Source organism: Devosia sp., from assembly GCF_036406155.1.
GTDB lineage: Bacteria > Pseudomonadota > Alphaproteobacteria > Rhizobiales > Devosiaceae > Devosia_A.
In genome coordinates this window covers 1-15,495 of record NZ_DASWVV010000014.1, presented here as the reverse complement: position 1 = coordinate 15,495, position 15,495 = coordinate 1, and the positions used below count along the sequence as shown (strand labels likewise).

The 15,495-nt window shown below is 68.6% G+C and carries 15 protein-coding genes; 8 read left to right on the top strand and 7 right to left on the bottom strand.

Annotated elements, in window-relative coordinates; translation table 11 throughout:
• The first annotated feature begins 9 nt into the window (after window positions 1-9).
• The 8 genes from VGD93_RS00860 (at window position 10) to VGD93_RS00825 (ending at window position 8,919) form a co-directional block, all read left to right on the top strand.
• Window positions 10-363 carry a response regulator gene (locus VGD93_RS00860; protein ID WP_395008245.1) on the top strand — a complete coding sequence of 118 codons (354 nt, stop codon included), beginning with the start codon at window positions 10-12 and terminating at the stop codon, window positions 361-363.
• The gene (locus VGD93_RS00855; protein WP_395008243.1) at window positions 363-2,348 is read left to right on the top strand and encodes a chemotaxis protein CheA; all 1,986 of its coding nucleotides are present in this window, start codon (window positions 363-365) and stop codon (window positions 2,346-2,348) included. Before VGD93_RS00860 ends, VGD93_RS00855 begins: the two co-directional genes overlap by 1 nt.
• Window positions 2,345-2,872 carry a chemotaxis protein CheW gene (locus VGD93_RS00850; protein WP_395008242.1) on the top strand — a complete coding sequence of 176 codons (528 nt, stop codon included), beginning with the start codon at window positions 2,345-2,347 and terminating at the stop codon, window positions 2,870-2,872. The genes VGD93_RS00855 and VGD93_RS00850 overlap by 4 nt, the downstream gene beginning before the upstream one ends.
• Window positions 2,869-4,575 carry a methyl-accepting chemotaxis protein gene (locus VGD93_RS00845; RefSeq protein WP_395008240.1) on the top strand — a complete coding sequence of 569 codons (1,707 nt, stop codon included), beginning with the start codon at window positions 2,869-2,871 and terminating at the stop codon, window positions 4,573-4,575. The genes VGD93_RS00850 and VGD93_RS00845 overlap by 4 nt, the downstream gene beginning before the upstream one ends.
• A gap of 100 nt (window positions 4,576-4,675) precedes the next feature.
• The gene (locus tag VGD93_RS00840; protein ID WP_395008238.1) at window positions 4,676-5,164 is read left to right on the top strand and encodes a chemotaxis protein CheW; all 489 of its coding nucleotides are present in this window, start codon (window positions 4,676-4,678) and stop codon (window positions 5,162-5,164) included.
• A gap of 28 nt (window positions 5,165-5,192) precedes the next feature.
• Window positions 5,193-6,080, top strand: a complete 888-nt coding sequence (locus VGD93_RS00835) for a CheR family methyltransferase (RefSeq protein WP_395008236.1) — start codon at window positions 5,193-5,195, stop codon at window positions 6,078-6,080.
• Entirely contained in the window at window positions 6,077-7,198 is a 1,122-nt protein-coding gene (locus VGD93_RS00830) for a protein-glutamate methylesterase/protein-glutamine glutaminase (RefSeq protein ID WP_395008234.1), read from the top strand. Before VGD93_RS00835 ends, VGD93_RS00830 begins: the two co-directional genes overlap by 4 nt.
• Window positions 7,195-8,919 carry a hypothetical protein gene (locus tag VGD93_RS00825; RefSeq protein ID WP_395008232.1) on the top strand — a complete coding sequence of 575 codons (1,725 nt, stop codon included), beginning with the start codon at window positions 7,195-7,197 and terminating at the stop codon, window positions 8,917-8,919. Before VGD93_RS00830 ends, VGD93_RS00825 begins: the two co-directional genes overlap by 4 nt.
• A 31-nt stretch (window positions 8,920-8,950) precedes the next feature.
• Here VGD93_RS00825 and mnhG read toward each other — a convergent pair whose 3' ends face one another.
• From mnhG to VGD93_RS00790, 7 genes are all read right to left on the bottom strand, one after another.
• Entirely contained in the window at window positions 8,951-9,325 is a 375-nt protein-coding gene (gene mnhG, locus VGD93_RS00820; protein ID WP_395008230.1) for a monovalent cation/H(+) antiporter subunit G, read from the bottom strand.
• Window positions 9,322-9,603 (bottom strand): K+/H+ antiporter subunit F, encoded by a 282-nt coding sequence (locus VGD93_RS00815; protein WP_395008228.1) that lies wholly within the window; start codon window positions 9,601-9,603, stop codon window positions 9,322-9,324. Before VGD93_RS00815 ends, mnhG begins: the two co-directional genes overlap by 4 nt.
• On the bottom strand, window positions 9,600-10,082 hold the full coding sequence (locus VGD93_RS00810; RefSeq protein ID WP_395008226.1) for a Na+/H+ antiporter subunit E: 483 nt from the start codon (window positions 10,080-10,082) through the stop codon (window positions 9,600-9,602). Before VGD93_RS00810 ends, VGD93_RS00815 begins: the two co-directional genes overlap by 4 nt.
• Window positions 10,079-11,683, bottom strand: a complete 1,605-nt coding sequence (locus VGD93_RS00805; protein ID WP_395008224.1) for a monovalent cation/H+ antiporter subunit D — start codon at window positions 11,681-11,683, stop codon at window positions 10,079-10,081. The genes VGD93_RS00810 and VGD93_RS00805 overlap by 4 nt, the downstream gene beginning before the upstream one ends.
• 1 nt (window position 11,684) lies before the next feature.
• Window positions 11,685-12,017 carry a Na+/H+ antiporter subunit C gene (locus VGD93_RS00800; RefSeq protein WP_395008222.1) on the bottom strand — a complete coding sequence of 111 codons (333 nt, stop codon included), beginning with the start codon at window positions 12,015-12,017 and terminating at the stop codon, window positions 11,685-11,687.
• Window positions 12,008-14,956: a monovalent cation/H+ antiporter subunit A gene (locus tag VGD93_RS00795; protein WP_395008221.1), complete on the bottom strand. Its 2,949-nt coding sequence runs from the start codon at window positions 14,954-14,956 to the stop codon at window positions 12,008-12,010. The genes VGD93_RS00800 and VGD93_RS00795 overlap by 10 nt, the downstream gene beginning before the upstream one ends.
• A gap of 171 nt (window positions 14,957-15,127) precedes the next feature.
• Window positions 15,128-15,495: carboxymuconolactone decarboxylase family protein (locus VGD93_RS00790; RefSeq protein WP_395008220.1), on the bottom strand; the 368-nt coding region annotated here is incomplete at its 5' end.

The window sequence follows — 15,495 nt, the reverse complement described above, 5'->3', positions numbered from 1 at the left end:
AGCAAGACAATACTGACCATCGACGACTCCGCTTCCATCCGGCAGATGGTTTCCGTCACGCTGTCGGCCGCGGGCTATCGCGTGCTCGAGGCCTGCGATGGCGCCGACGGCTACGGCAAGGCCACGGCGAATGCCGTGAGCGCCGTCATCACCGACCTCAACATGCCGGTGATGAGCGGCCTCGATTTCATCCGCAAGTACCGGGCCCACCCCGCGAGCACGGGCGTGCCGATCCTGTTCCTCACGACGGAATCCAGCGATGAGGTAAAGCAGCAGGCCAGGGCTGCCGGCGCCACGGGCTGGATCGTCAAGCCGTTCAAGCAGGACCAGTTGCTGGCCGTGGTCAGAAAGGTCGCCGGCTGATGCGCACCGATCCCACCGATACGTTCCGCCAGGAAGCCCGCGAGTTGCTGGAGCAGCTCGAGCAGGCCCTGCTCGACCTTGGCCAGCGTCCCGCCGATCACGAACTCGTCGACACTGCCTTCCGGGCGTTGCACACGCTGAAGGGATCGGGGTCGATGTTCGGCTTCGACGCCGTCGCCGCCTTCGTCCACGACTTCGAGACGGCATTTGACCTGGTACGCAAGGGCGCCGCCCCGATCAGCGCCGATCTCATCTCGATCGCGCTCAGTGCCAAGGACCACGTCTCGTCCCTCATCATGACGCCGGGGGGCGGCCAGGACGCCGAGGGCGACGCCATCCTGGCGCGGCTGCGGGGCAGCGTTCAGGGCCTGGCGCCGGACATGGCTGCGGCCCCCGCGCCGGACGCCGCAGGCGCGCCCGACTGGCACCTCGCCTTCCGCTTGCCGCCCGATGCCCTCGCGCTCGGCACCAACCCCGTGCTGCTGCTCGACGACCTCAGGTCGCTCGGCGACTGCTCGGTAAGCGCTGACAGCGACGACGTCCCGGAGCTCGAGCAGCTGGATCCCACCAGCTGCTATCTCGCCTGGGAAGTACGGCTCAAGACGCCGGCGTCGCGCGAAGCGATCGAGGATGTCTTCATCTTCCTGCGCGACGACATGGAATTCTCGCTGTCGCGCCTCGGTGCGCCGTCCGCTGCCGAGCCGGAAGCTGCCGAGGCCGGCTCCCCCGTGACCGCGGCAGCAATTGGCGAGCCCCCCGAAGCGCACCCGAGCGTCGCCAGGCCGGGCGTCGACACCACCTCCTTGCGCGTCTCGGCGGAGCGCCTCGACGAGCTCATGGATCGCGTGGGCGAGCTGGTGATCGCACAGGCGCGGCTCTCGCAGCTCGCCACGGGCAGCCACGACGGCGCCCTCAAGACGGTGGCCGAAGAGATCGAGCGCCTCGCCGCAGGCCTGCGCGACACCACCATGAGCGTGCGCATGCTGGCCATCGGGACGCTGTTCGGCCGCTTCCGCAGGCTGGTGCACGACCTTTCGGCGACCCTGGGCAAGCAGGTCGAATTCGTGACTTCGGGCGAGGAAACCGAACTCGACAAGACCATGATCGAGCGGCTGGCCGACCCGCTCGTCCACATCATCCGCAACGCCGTGGACCACGGTCTCGAGCAGGCCGCGAGCCGCGAGGCAGCCGGCAAGTCCCGGCGCGGCCAGGTGCGGCTCGCGGCCGCCCATACCGGCGCGGAAGTCGTCATTTCGATCTCCGACGACGGCGCCGGGCTGGACCTCGAGCGCATCCGCGCCAAGGCGGAGCAGGCCGGGCTGATCGCTCCCGGTGCGAACCTGCCGGCGCGTGAGCTGCGGCAGTTCATCTTCCACCCCGGCTTTTCGACCGCGACGGAGGTGACCTCCGTGTCGGGACGAGGCGTCGGCATGGACGTCGTCAAGCGCACGATCGACGGGCTGCGCGGCAGCATCGAAGTCGATTCCGTGCCGGGCGAGGGGACAACGGTGCGGCTGCGCCTGCCGCTCACCCTGGCCATCATCGAGGGCATGCTGGTGCGGGTCGGCCGTGGCCGCTACTCCATCCCGCTTTCGGCGGTCGAGGAATGCGTGGAACTGCCGCCCGACGCGATCGCCAGCAGCAGCAGCGGCCGCAATTTCCTCAGCATCCGCGGCAAGCTCGTGCCGTTCCTCAGGCTCCGGGAACTGTTCCAGGTCTCGGCCTCCGAAGAGCCGTTCCCCAAGGTCGTCATCGTGTCTGCGGGCGAGCACCGCGTCGGGCTGGTCGTCGACCAGATCCTGGGCAACAGCCAGACGGTGATCAAGTCCCTGTCCAAGCTGCATGCGACGGTCCAGGAGTTCTCGGGCGCGACCATCCTCGGCGATGGCACCGTCGCCCTGATCCTCGACGTGCCGCATCTGGTGCGCTGTGGGCAGACTCTCGAAGGGCGCCTCAGGGCACCACAGACAGGGAGGGCGGCATGACACTCCAATCGCCGGCAGCGAACCCTGCCGCCGTGACGGCCACGGACGCATTCAACGCGCTCACCATCGGCCTCGACCGGGAAGTGTTCGCCATTGAGGCGACCAGCGTACGGGAGATCTTCGACCTCGTGCCGATCTGCGAGGTCCCCAACAGCCCGGGCTTTGTCAGGGGGCTGATCAACGTCCGGGGCCGCGTCGTGCCGCTGGCGGACCTGCGCGTCGTGTTCGGCATGAACCGCAAGGAGCCGGACGCCGATACGCGCATCGTGGTGCTCGAGGTCGCTATCGACGGCGAGCCGACCATCGTCGCCATCGTCGCCGACCGCGTGAACGACGTCACCGATCTCGAGACGGCCACCATGGAGGCTCCCCCCGCCGTGGGGATGCGCTGGCGGCCGGAATATGTGCGCCGTATCGCCCGCCGGGGCGAGGGCTTTGTCATCGTCCCCGATTTGGGGCGCATCTTCGGAACAGAGGGGGGCGAAGAAGACGCCCTGCAATCGGAAGGAAGGACCGAAACATGAGACTGACACTGAAGGTCAAGCTGGGGGCGGCGTTCGCGACCGTGGTCCTGCTGGCTGCAGGCGGGATGCTGGCCGGCATCCTCAACATGGGCAGCCTGAACGACAACGTGGACAAGATCGTCGAACAGGACTGGGTCAAGGCGCGGGCAGCCAACAGCATCATGGACCGCGCCAACGACAATGCGCGGGCCAACCTCGAACTGGTCCTGGCTGACAGCCAGGCCAAGCAGGACGCCCTGCGCACCCGCATCGCCGGCAATGTCGAGGCGATCACGGCGATGATCGGGGAACTCGATCCGATCGTGCGCCATCCCGAGGGCAAGCGTCGCTTCGAGGCGATGAAGGAGGCGCGCAAGCCCTACGTGGCGGCGTTTGCCGAAATCGACCGCAACATCGCGGCCGGCAACAAGGAAATGGCGGTGCGGGCCGCGTCCTCGACGCTCATCCCCGCGCTCGGCGGTTTCATCGCCGCCATCGACGATTTCGTCGCCTTCCAGAGCGATCTCGTCGAGGAGAGCGGCCGGACTGCCCACGAGGTATACCAGAACGGCGTGACCACCATGTTCGCCCTGCTCCTCGTCGCCACTCTGGTCGCGATCGCCGTCGCCGCATGGATCGTCGTCAGCATCACGCGGGCGGTGTCCAGCGCGCTCGGGCTCGCCAACTCCGTGGCGGCGGGCGACCTCAACGCTTCCGCCTCGGTCAAGTCCAACGACGAGATCAAGGACCTGATCGATGCCCTGAACCTGATGGTTCGCAGGCTCAAGGACGTGGTCAGCGAGGTCACTGCCGCGACGCGCAACGTCGCTTCCGGCAGCCAGGAGATGTCCGCGGCGTCCGAGCAGCTGAGCCAGGGAGCGGTGGAGCAGTCCTCCTCGACCGAAGAGGCCTCGGCCTCGGTCGAGCAGATGGCTGCCAACATCAAGCAGAACGCCGATAACGCCGGGCAGACCGAGACCATTGCCCGCAAGGCGGCGGTGGATGCCGAGCAGTCCGGCAAGGCTGTCGGCGAAGCGGTTGCCGCGATGGAAACGATCGCCGAGAAGATCCTGATCGTGCAGGAGATCGCGCGCCAGACCGACCTTCTCGCCCTCAACGCCGCTGTCGAGGCTGCCCGCGCCGGAGAGCACGGTCGGGGCTTCGCGGTCGTCGCTTCCGAAGTGAGGAAGCTGGCCGAGCGCAGCCAGTCGGCAGCACAGGAGATCTCCGCCCTGTCCGGCAGCACCGTCAAGGCCGCGCAGTCGGCCGGGGAGATGCTGACGCATCTGGTCCCGGACATCCAGAAGACGGCCGCGCTGGTCGCCGAAATCTCGGCCGCGTCGAACGAGCAGAACGTCGGTGCGACGCAGATCAACGCCGCCATCCAGCAGCTGGACAAGGTGACCCAGCAGAACACGTCGGCCGCCGAGGAGATGTCCTCGACCGCCGAGGAACTCGCCGCGCAGGCCGAGCAGTTGCAGGCGGCCATCGGCTACTTCCGCCTGGATGACACGGGCGGTGCCGCTTCGGAAGCCGCCGCTGCCCGCGCCCCGGCACCGGCGAAGGCGACCCGCAACCCGGTTGGCGACCTGCACCGGAAGGTGGCTGCCGCGGCCCCGTCGCTCGGTCGGTCGAAGCCGCGCACCGGCGGCGGGTTCGCCCTCGACCTCGGTGACGGCTCGGATGCACTCGATGCCGAGTTCCACCGGCAGGGTGCTGCCTGATCGAGACTAGCTGCTGCCTACCCCCAGGCAGCCGTCTGGCCCGACCCTCTCCCGGCCCCCGGGAGAGGGAAGGGGCCGCGCGAACAAAGGGCAATCACAGATGAGCGAAGCGACCCAATACCTGACCCTGGGCCTCACCGACGAGGTGCTGGCGCTGCCGGTGCAGCAAGTGCGGGAAATCCTCGAGGCGCTGCCGGTCGCCCGGCTCCCACATGCGCCCAAGCACCTGCTCGGCATGCTCGACCTGCGCGGGCAGTCGGTGCCGGTGATCGACCTGCGACTGTGGCTCGGAATGGAGGCGACGAACGACGCCGACAGCACCCGGATCATCGTCGTCGACACCCGCACGGACGCTGGCGGGGCGCTGTTCGGCTTGAAGGCCGACCGGGTCTTCGAGGTCACCGCCCTCGATTCGCCGGACCTCGAGGCTGCGCCCGAGATCGGCGGCAAGTGGCGCCGCGAGGCACTGGCGGGTATCGGCCGGCGGAACGGCACCTTCGTGGTCGTCCTCGACCTGGTCCGGCTGCTCGATGCGGAGCGGGCGGCAATGCTGGCGGCGGAAACATCGCCTGCCGTCGTTGCGGCTTAGGGCCGGCTGGCTTCAGCGGATCAACGTGATGATGCCCCTCGAAAGTGCAGCGTCCGACTTTGCAGAATCGAAGGCTCCGCCGGCCGATCGACTCCGCGAGGAGGACTTTTCGCGCCTCGCTGCGTTGCTCAGCAGCCAGACCGGGATCAAGCTGCCGGCGGCCAAGCGGCTCATGGTGGAAAGCCGCCTGCGCCGGCGCGTGCGCGAGCTGGGCCTTGCCAGTCTCGCCGAATACGGCAGGACGCTGTTCGAGGAAGATGGCTTGGCGCACGAATTGGTGCACGTCATCGACGCCGTCACCACCAACAAGACGGACTTCTTCCGCGAAGCGGATCATTTCGACTGCCTTGCCAATCGCATCGTGCCGCTGCTGCTGGCCGGCCGCGGCGAGGGCCGGTTGTCGCCGCTGAAGATCTGGAGCGCCGCGAGCTCGACGGGGGCGGAGGCCTACACCATTGCCATGGTGATGTCCGATCTTGCCGCCCTCAACAATTCTCTTCGCTTTGCCATCCTCGGCACCGACGTCTCGACGGCAGCGCTGGCCGCTGCGGAACGCGCCGTCTATCCGGCGGAAATGGCTTCACCGGTTCCGCGAGACATGCAGGACCGCTACCTCATGCGCGGCCGTGATGCCCATGCGCGGCAGCAGGTCCGCATCGTGCCGGAACTGCGCCGTCTCGTCCGCTTCGAGCGTCTCAACCTCATGGATCGTGCCTATCCGTTCGACCGCGACGTGGATGTCATCTTCCTCAGGAATGTCCTTATCTATTTCGAAAAGGCGACACAGGAAGAGGTGGTGTCGCGCCTGCTGTCGCACCTGCGGCCCGGCGGCTTCCTGATCCTCGGTCACTCGGAATCGATGATCGGCACCAGCATGCGGCTGCCCCAGTTCGCCCAAGGGGTGTTCCGCAAATGACCGTGACCGCGTCTCCGTCCGGAGCGGGAAAACGGGGCAAGGCGCGAGTGCTGATCGTCGACGACTCGGCGGCGGTGCGCCAGGCGCTGACCGAGATCATCGACAGCGACCCGGGGCTGGAGGTCATGGCGACGGCTCCGGATCCCTATGTCGCGGCGGAGCGGATCCGGCACGAGGTCCCCGACGTCATCTTTCTCGACATCGAGATGCCGCGCATGGACGGCCTCACCTTCCTGCGCAAGCTCATGTCACAGCGGCCGATTCCGGTCGTGATCTGTTCCACGCTCACCGAGCAGGGATCGGCCGCCTTCCTGCAGGCCCTCGAGGCGGGCGCGGTGGACGTGATCACCAAGCCCCGCGTCAATACGGCCGAGGGGCTCGCCGAGGCGCGCCGACGCATCTGCGATGTCGCCCGGGCCGCCGCCCGGGCGCGGCTGAGTAATCGCTCGCCTGTGCCCGCGATGCAGGTGGAACGCAAGCTCACGGCCGATGTCATCGTCCCCCCGGCGAACATCCGGCGCGCGCGCGCCGTCGTCAGCGGCAGCATCGTGTGCATCGGAGCGTCGACGGGCGGCACCGAAGCGCTGCGCGAGGTGCTGACCGCACTTCCCCCCGATTGCCCCCCGATCGCGATCGTGCAGCACATGCCCGAGAAGTTCACGGCCGCGTTTTCGCGCCGGCTCGACGCGCTATGCGCCATCGAGGTCAGGGAGGCAGCCGATGGTGATCTGCTGGGGGCGGGGCAGGCCCTGATTGCGCCCGGCAACCGCCACATGGTGCTCGAACGCGTCGGCGAACACCATCGCGTCGCCATCAAGGACGGCCCACCCGTCGCCCGGCATCGCCCGTCGGTCGATGTCATGTTTCGCTCGGCTGCGCAGGCGGCGGGCCCAAACGCGCTGGGCATCCTGCTCACCGGCATGGGGGACGACGGCGCGCGCGGCCTGCTCGAGATGCGTAACGCCGGCGCCAGGACCATCGCCCAGGACGAGGCCAGTTGCATCGTCTTCGGCATGCCCAAGGAAGCGATCGCACTCGGTGCGGCGGCGCAGGTCCTGCCGCTGACGCGCATGGCCGCCGAGATCCTGCGCATCCGGGCGGCGGTCCCCCAGCCATGACCGCCGGGGCGGCATTGGCGGGCGCTGCATCGACGTCCGGCCACCCCGGGCTGGCCGGGACCATAGCCGCCCTGGCGGCGCCGCGCTCGGACATCGAGGGCGCCTTCGTCCGCATGGGCGAGCAACTGGTCGGGTGCATCGGCCTTATCCAGGAAATGGTTGCCGGCTACGAATCGATGCCGGCCGAGTTCGAGACCGCCGCATTCCTCGACGCCGTCCAGCAGCTGCAGGTCATGGGGGCCGAGGTCCGGGAGACCGCCGCGCGCGGGACCGCCAGGACGAACGACATCGTTGCCCTGGCTGCTGCGGCGGACGCCGTGCGTAGGCCGCTGGACACGCTGCGCCGGGCGGTCCGGGGGCTGCTCGTGGCGGCGCTGAACGCCAGGATCGTGGCCGCCGGGCTCGGCTCCAGCGAAGACGATTTCGCGGGTTTCGCCGCGGAGATGCTGGCCCTGGTCCGCAGCATCGAGGAGGCGGTGGCGGCCTTCGCCGAAAGCTTCCGCCAGTTCGGGACGCGCCTGCAGGTGGCGCAGGCCTGCCTCGCCGACTTCGCCGCGCAGCACGAGGACACGCCGGCGCGCGCGGGGCGCCGGCTGGATGAACAGCTTGGCGCGATCGAAGCCCATCGGGCGTGGGCGCGGGACAGCGTCGCCGCATATAGTCAGAGGAATGCGGGAATTGCCCAGCAGATCAGCGTGAGCGTTTCCGCCCTGCAGGTGGGCGATATCACGCGGCAGCGGCTCGAACACGCCGAAGCGGCCCTTTCCGGGCTGGCGTCTTTCGAGGCGACGGACGGCGCCGTCATCGACGCGGTCTGCCATCTGCAGGCGGCGCAGGTGCGGGCGGCGGGACAACAGCTCGATCTCGAACTGGATCAGCTCGGCATGGCTTTGCAGAGCCTCGCCGAGGAAGCCGGTGCCGTTCTTGGCGCCGGCCGGCGCGATGCCGAGACACTGCTGTCGGCCGGGACGAGTGCCCTCGCCGGGATCGTCGGCGGGGTGACGCAGAGCCGGGTCCTGCTGCAGGAATTCGGGAAGACGCGCGCCCGCCTCGAAACCCTCGGCCTCGAACTCGCCGGCGCCGTGGAGGACATGTTGGCCAAGCTCGAGGCTGTGATGGCGAGCGAACACGAAATTCGCCTATTGAGCCTCAATGCCGCCATCTGGTGCAGCCGGATGGGGGAAGCGGGCCTCGGGCTCAGCGTCATCAGCGAGAACCTGCGGCACGTCGCCGCCGAGGCGGGAGCGGCTGCCCGCGACATTGCCACCAGCCTCGCGGGCACCGACGAGATCGCGCGCAGCCTGACCGCCGGGTCTCACGCGGGAAAGCAGGAGCAGGTTGATCGCGCGGCGGCGAAGGCGATTGCGCTCCTCGGCGACAGCTCCGGCCGCCTGGACACCGGCTACAGGCGGATGCGGGCGTCGGGCGAGCAGATCCTGGGCCGGCTGCGAAGCGCAGTCGAAAGTGCCTCCGAACTCGCCCGTCTTTCCGAACCCATCCACGATGCGGCGGCGGAGATCCTGTCGCAGGCGTCCGGTCCCCTCCCGCATGTGAATGCCTTGCCGGCGCCGGCCCACCAACAGCTGGACGAGGCGTGGCGGCGCTACACCATGGATGCCGAACGCCGCATCCACGAAAGCCTGCTCGGGCGACCCGTATCCGCAATGGATGACGCCGAGGTCGACGATCCCGGCGATGACCTGGAGGCGGTGCTGTTCTGATCCGCGTGCCGGTGCCCTGCCGACTCGCGGTTCAGCCGGGGGTATCCTCGCCGTGGCGGGCCGGCTTGCGTCCTGGCACCGCAGGATTGCTTTCGGCGCGGTCGCGGTAGAGGGCGGCGCGCGCCAACAGGACGAGGGTCACCGGCGTCGTGATGACGACGAAGACGAGGATGAGGATCTCGTGCAGGACCGGCCGGGATTGGGCCACCGAGAAATACAGGATCGAGGCCAGCAGCACGAAGCCCGCCCCGTAGCTCGTTCCGAGCGTCGGCGCGTGAACGCGCTGGTAGAAGGTCTTGAACCGGACCAACCCCACCGTGCCGGCCAGGGTAATGCCGGCGCCGACCAGCACCAGGATGCCGACCGCCACCTCGGCCCATTGCGGAAGCTGCGCGCCCGCGTTCATTCGATCACCTCCCCGCGCATCAGAAACTTGGCCAGGGCTGCCGTGGCGACGAAGCTGAGCAGGCCGATGACCAGCGCCACTTCGAAATACAGGGTGCTCCCCGTGCGGATGCCGAACGTGACGAGCAGCAGCATGGCACTGACATAGAGGCTGTCGAGGGCCAGCACGCGATCCTGGGCCCGTGGGCCGCGCAGCACCCTCCAGGCCGCTGCCGCCATGGCGATGGCGAGCATCAGCTGTGCCGCAGCGATCGACCAGGCGAGGAACACGGCGCTCATTGGAAGATCTCCAGCAGCAGGCTTTCGTAGGTGCGCTTCAATTCCGCCGCCCAGGCCTGCGGATCGTCGGTATCGAGGACGTGAATGAGGACCTCGCCGGTGGCCGACCGGTAGTCGATCCACGCACTGCCGGGGGTGGCCGTGACGATGCAGGCGAGCACCGCCAGCCCGTTGGGTTCGGTCAGAGTGAGGGGAATGCTGACGAAGGCCGAGCGCGGCTCGCGCCGGCCCAGCGCCAGCGCCAGCACTTGCAGGTTGGAGCGGGCGACATCGGCCAGGACCAGCAGGAACAGGCGCAGGATGCTGCCGGGCCGGCGCAGGCGCGGCCGCGGCGGCGCCACCGTGGCAACCGCCCAGCAGGCCAGGCTGGCGACGCCGGCGCCGAGCAGGATCTGCCCGACACCGAGACTGCCGCTCAGCGCCAGCCACATGCCCAGCAGCGCGAGCCATAACAGCGGGTAGGCGAAGACCCGCGTCACGGCCCGCCTCCCGCGGCGGTCGCCGCCATATCCAGCACGGCCGGGGCATAGCCGGTGGGCGGCAGCAGCGCTGCCGCTTCGGCCATGAAGTCCGTCGCTGGGCCGGCCGCGACCGTGAGCAGGACGCACAGGCCGAGCAGTCCCAGCACCGGTGCCATCTCCGTGGCACGCACCCTGGGCACGTCGCTGTCGAAGGTCACCCAGAAGGTATTGATGCCGGCGCGCAGCATGGCGATGCTGGCTGCCAGCCCGGAGACGATCAGCAGGGCGACGAGCCCCCAGGTGCCGGGGGCCGGGTCACCCAGGTCGAACAACGCGCCGATCATGGCGAACTTGGCGACGAAGCCGGACAGCGGCGGCATGCCGGAAATGAGCAGGGCACAGGCGGCGAAGGCAATGCTCAGCAGGGCGAGGGTCGCGGGCGTGGCGACGCCGACTTCCTCGGCATGTTCCGGCTCTTCGTCGTCGCCATAGGCTTCGAGGGTCAGGGCCAGCACGCCTGCCTCGGCGCCCCGGCCGCGCTCGACCAGTTCGGCGAGCAGGAAGAAGCAGGCCAACGCCAGCGTCGAGACGACGAGGTAGAACAGGGCGCCGGCAGTCACGGCGGCATCCTGGTAGCCGACCATGGCCAGCAGCGTGCCCGACGAGACCAGGACGCTGTACCCGGCCATGCGCGGCATGTCCTGCGCGGCCAGGACGCCGATGGTGCCGAAGGCGAGGGTTGCGAGCCCGCCATAGAACAGCCACTCGGCGCCGAGCCCCGCGGAAGGCCCGCTGCCCTCACCGAAGAGCAGCATCGACAGGCGCAGCAGCGCGTAGATGCCGACCTTGCTCATGATCGCGAACAGTCCGGCCACCGGCGGCGCCGCGGCGGCGTAGGTCGTGGGCAGCCAGAAGCTCAGCGGCCACATGCCCGCCTTGACCAGGAAGGCGACGCCGAGCACTGCGGCCCCCGCTTCGAGCAGCATGCGGTCGCCCTCGGGCACCAGCGGAATGCGCAGCGCCAGGTCCGCCATGTTGAGCGTCCCGGTGACGGCATAGATCAGGCTGACCCCGATCAGGAACAGGGATGACGTGGCCAGGTTCACCGCGATGTAGTGAAGGCCGGCCTTCACCCTAGCGGTGCCGGAGCCGTGCAGCATCAGGCCGTAGGACGCGGCCAGCAGCAGTTCGAAGAAGACGAACAGGTTGAACAGGTCGCCGGTGAGGAATGCCCCGCACAGGCCCATCAGTTGCAATTGGAACAGGCTGTGGAAATGCTGCCCGGCCAGGTGCCAGCGGGCGGCCGAGAAGCTGACCGTGGCCAGCGCGAGCACCGCCGTCAGCGCCACCATGAGCGCCGATAGCGGATCGGCAACGAGCACGATCGCAAAGGGTGCGGGCCAGTCGCCGAGCCGGTAGCTCATGGTCGCGGCGGCATCGGGGCCGGCCGTCGCGGTGAACCACAAGAGCAGCAGCGCCACCACCAGCAGGGCTGCGGTCGCGACCACGTTCACTGCCAGCTTGGCGTCATGGTGGCGGTCCTCGATCAGGGCGAGCACGATGCCTGCCAGCAACGGCAGCAGGATCGGCGCGATGCTCAGATGCTGGAGGAGATCCAATTCAGCGCTCCCGGCCGTCGACATGGTCGGTTCCGGTCAGGCCGCGCGCGGCGAGCAGCACCACGAGGAACAGGGCCGTCATGGCGAAGCCGATGACGATGGCGGTGAGCACCAGCGCCTGCGGCACCGGGTCGGCATAGCTGGCAAGCTCGGCGCCGTCGGCCAGAACCGGCGGCGCGCCGGACTTCAGGCGCCCCATGCTGAAGATGAAGAGATTGACGGCATAGGACAGCAGCGACAAGCCGATGATGACCTGGAAGGAGCGCGGCCGCAGCAGCAGCCACACCCCGGAGCCGGCCAGCACGCCGATGCTGAGGGCGACGATCAGCTCCATCCGGCGCTCCCCGTCTTCTTGCCGGACGCGACCTCGATCGGCGGTGGAGGCCGCTTGGCCGGCTTGGGCCCGCGAATCGACTGGTGGGCCAGGGCCACCAGGATAAGCACCGTGGCTCCGACGACGAGCACGAAGACGCCCAGGTCGAACAGCAGCGCGCTGGCCATCGGCACTTTGCCGATCACCCCCACCTCGAGATACTGGAACGCCGAAGTGAGGAAGGGATGGCCGAAAGGCCAGGCGGCAATGCCCGTGAGCAGCGCCAGCAGCAGGCCGATCCCGATCCAGTAGACGGGCAGGATGCGCAGCCGGCTCTCCACCCAGCGCGTGCCGCCGGCGAGGTATTGCAGCAGGAAGGCGATGGACAGGGTGATGCCGGCAATGAAACCGCCGCCCGGCAGGTCATGCCCGCGCAGGAAGAGGAAGACGGCGAAGACGATCATCACCGGGAACAGCCAGCGCATGATCACCGAGGGCACGAACAGGAAATCCGATACGATCGAACCCCCGGCCTCGCCGTCCGCCTCGGCCTCGAGGCGACTCTGGATACGCTGTTGCTCGGGGCGCTCGATACTGTCCGCCGCGGGCCGGAAGCGGCGCAGAAGCGCGAAGGTGGTCAGGGCCACGACGGCGAGCACCGTGATTTCCCCAAGCGTATCGAAGCCGCGGAAATCGACGAGGATGACGTTGACCACGTTGCGCCCGCCGGCCGCGCTATAGGCGTTCTCGAGGAAGAAGCGCCCGATGCTTTCCGGCGCATCACGGGTCATCACCGCATAGGCCAGCAGCGCCACGCCGCCGCCGGACAGCACGGCCAGCAGCAGATCCCGCAGCCGGCGCGCGCGGGCACCGGTCGTGGCCGCGGCATCGATGCCCACGTTCTCCAGGCGCTCGGGCAGCCAGCGCAGCCCGAGCAGGATGAGGATGGTGGTCACGATCTCGACCAGCAATTGGGTGAGCGCCAGGTCCGGCGCGGAGAACCAGACGAAGGTGAGGCTCGTCGCCAGTCCGGCGCCGCCCATCGCCATCAGGGCGGCGAGGCGGTGGTACTTCGCCAGCACCGCAGCGCCGATGGCGCACGCCATGCCGGCGGCCCAGACCAGGGCCAGCGCCGGATCGGCGCCATTGGGCAGCAGCGGCAGCTTTCCCAGGCCACTCGACAAGGGCAGGGCGGCGGCAAGGATCGAAATGCTCACCAGCAGTACCAGCTGGGGTTGCAGGCGGCGCGTGCCGAACAGTCGTTCCAGTGCCCTGGCCCACCTCACGGAGAGCAGGATCATCAGGCGCTCGAAGATGCGCGGGGCGGCGAGGTGGCGGATGAGCGGCGGCCCCTCGATCCCGCGGGCGAGGTAGCGCTGCAACGCCAGATACAGCAGCACGCCGCCGGTGAGGGCCACGAGGCTCATCTGCAGGGGTGTGCTGAAGCCGTGCCAGACCGAAAGGCTGTAGTGCGGCAAATCGGGGCCAAGTACCGCGGCCATCGCCGTGGCGAGATAGGGGCCGATGGCGATCCCGGGGACGATGCCGACCAGCAGGCAGATCAGCACGAGGACCTCGATGGGACGGCGCATCAGCGCCGGCGGTTCATGCGGTGCGTGGTCGAGGTCGGTGGGCGGCGGGCCGAAGAACACGCCGTGAATGAAGCGGAGCGAATAGGTCACGGCGAACAGGCTGGCCAGCACGGCAACGAACGGCAGCGAGATGTCGACGAACGGGTTCGGGTTTCGGATCGCCGTCTCGGCGAAGAACATTTCCTTGGACAGAAACCCGTTGAGCAGCGGCACGCCGGCCATGGCGGCACTGGCCACCATGGCGAGCGTCGCCGTGAACGGCATGAAGCGGGCGAGCCCGCTCAGCCGGCGGATGTCGCGGGTGCCGGTCTCGTGGTCGATGATGCCGGCCGCCATGAACAGCGATGCCTTGAAGGTCGCGTGGTTGGCGATGTGGAACACCGCCGCCACCAGTGCCAGCGGCGAGCCCATGCCGATGAGGGTGGTGATCAGTCCGAGGTGGCTGATGGTGGAGTAGGCGAGCAGCCCCTTGAGGTCCTGCTGGAAGATGGCCGAATAGGCGCCGATGAGCAGCGTGGCGAGCCCTGTGTAGGTGACGATCCACAGCCAGGCGTCGGTGCCGGCCAGCACCGGCCAGAACAGCACCAGCAGGAACACGCCCGCCTTCACCAGCGTGGCCGAGTGCAGATAGGCCGAAACCGGCGTCGGCGCGGCCATGGCGCGCGGCAGCCAGAAATGGAACGGAAACTGCGCGCTCTTGGTGAAGGCGGCGAGCAGCACCAGCAGCAGCGTCGGCAGGTAGAGCGCGTGCTCGCGGATCGCGTCGCCGGCGGCGAGGACGACATCCAGGTCGTAGGAGCCGACGATGTGTCCGATCAGCAGCATGGCCACGAACAGCGCGAGGCCGCCCGTCGCGGTGATGATGAAGGCCATGCGCGCGCCGTCGCGGGCGTTGGCGTTCTGGTGCCAATAGCCGATCAGCAGGAACGAGAAGATGCTGGTCAATTCCCAGAAGATGACGAGCTGGATGAGGTTGCCCGACATGACGATGCCGAGCATCGAACCCATGAACGCCAGGAGGAACGAAAAGAAGCGCGGCACCGGGTCCTTTGGCGACATGTAGTAGCGGGCATAGAGGACGACGAGAAACCCGATGCCCGAGATCATGACGCCGAACAGCCACGACAGCCCGTCGAGGCGGATGACGAGGTTGAGTCCGAGCCCCGGCAGCCAGGCGATTTCCCGGCGCAGCACGCCGCCGCCGGTCACCTGCGGGTACAGCACGAGGACTATGGCGAGCCCGAGCAGGGCGACGGCGCCGGCGATCACCGCTGCGGAGGTGCGCGCCCGGGCCGGCAGCAGGGCGGCCGCAAGGCTGCCCGCGAACGGCACGAGTATCAACGCCAGGATCAATGTGTCGCCCGCCATCGCGTCGCAGCAGCCTCAGGTGTGAGGAATCGGGCAGGGCCCGTCGGCGCCAACTGTGTAGGGCGGCGACAAGGATGGCAACTGCGCCGGCCGGCTCGGGGCACGACTATGCAGGAAAAATATGCGACCGTCGGGGCGGCCGGACCAGGGCGCGGTGCTGCCGGAGTCCGGCTACGCGTCGCCTTCCTGGGGCACGCGTGGCCGGGGCGCGGCCTTCTCCATCTCGTCGATGGCGAGCAGGGAGTGGGCATAGGCGCCGCCGGCCCGCATTTCCGCCGCGACCCAGATGGCCTCCATCAACTGCTCGCGCGTTGCGCCGTGGCGCAGGGCCGCCTTGGTATGTCCTCGAATGCAGTAGGGACACTGGGTGACGTGGGCCACGGCCACCGCGATCAGCTGCTTGACCTGGGTCGACAGCGCTCCCTCGGCGAAGACCTGCTGGCTGAACGCCCGGAACGCCGCTTCGCTTGCTGGCGCCAGGTCCCTGCGGGTGTGGGCGTGCGATCGCACGTCTGAGGGATAGATGTCCTCGGGCAATT

Excerpts from the sequence above, each read along its gene's own strand:
- mnhG (WP_395008230.1), bottom strand. The coding sequence starts at position 9,325 with ATGAACGCGGGCGCGCAGCTTCCGCAATGGGCCGAGGTGGCGGTCGGC.
- VGD93_RS00840 (WP_395008238.1), top strand. The coding sequence starts at position 4,676 with ATGAGCGAAGCGACCCAATACCTGACCCTGGGCCTCACCGACGAGGTG.
- VGD93_RS00800 (WP_395008222.1), bottom strand. The coding sequence starts at position 12,017 with ATGGAGCTGATCGTCGCCCTCAGCATCGGCGTGCTGGCCGGCTCCGGG.
- VGD93_RS00830 (WP_395008234.1), top strand. The coding sequence starts at position 6,077 with ATGACCGTGACCGCGTCTCCGTCCGGAGCGGGAAAACGGGGCAAGGCG.
- VGD93_RS00825 (WP_395008232.1), top strand. The coding sequence starts at position 7,195 with ATGACCGCCGGGGCGGCATTGGCGGGCGCTGCATCGACGTCCGGCCAC.
- VGD93_RS00855 (WP_395008243.1), top strand. The coding sequence starts at position 363 with ATGCGCACCGATCCCACCGATACGTTCCGCCAGGAAGCCCGCGAGTTG.
- VGD93_RS00850 (WP_395008242.1), top strand. The coding sequence starts at position 2,345 with ATGACACTCCAATCGCCGGCAGCGAACCCTGCCGCCGTGACGGCCACG.
- VGD93_RS00835 (WP_395008236.1), top strand. The coding sequence starts at position 5,193 with ATGATGCCCCTCGAAAGTGCAGCGTCCGACTTTGCAGAATCGAAGGCT.
- VGD93_RS00845 (WP_395008240.1), top strand. The coding sequence starts at position 2,869 with ATGAGACTGACACTGAAGGTCAAGCTGGGGGCGGCGTTCGCGACCGTG.
- VGD93_RS00795 (WP_395008221.1), bottom strand. The coding sequence starts at position 14,956 with ATGGCGGGCGACACATTGATCCTGGCGTTGATACTCGTGCCGTTCGCG.
- VGD93_RS00815 (WP_395008228.1), bottom strand. The coding sequence starts at position 9,603 with ATGAGCGCCGTGTTCCTCGCCTGGTCGATCGCTGCGGCACAGCTGATG.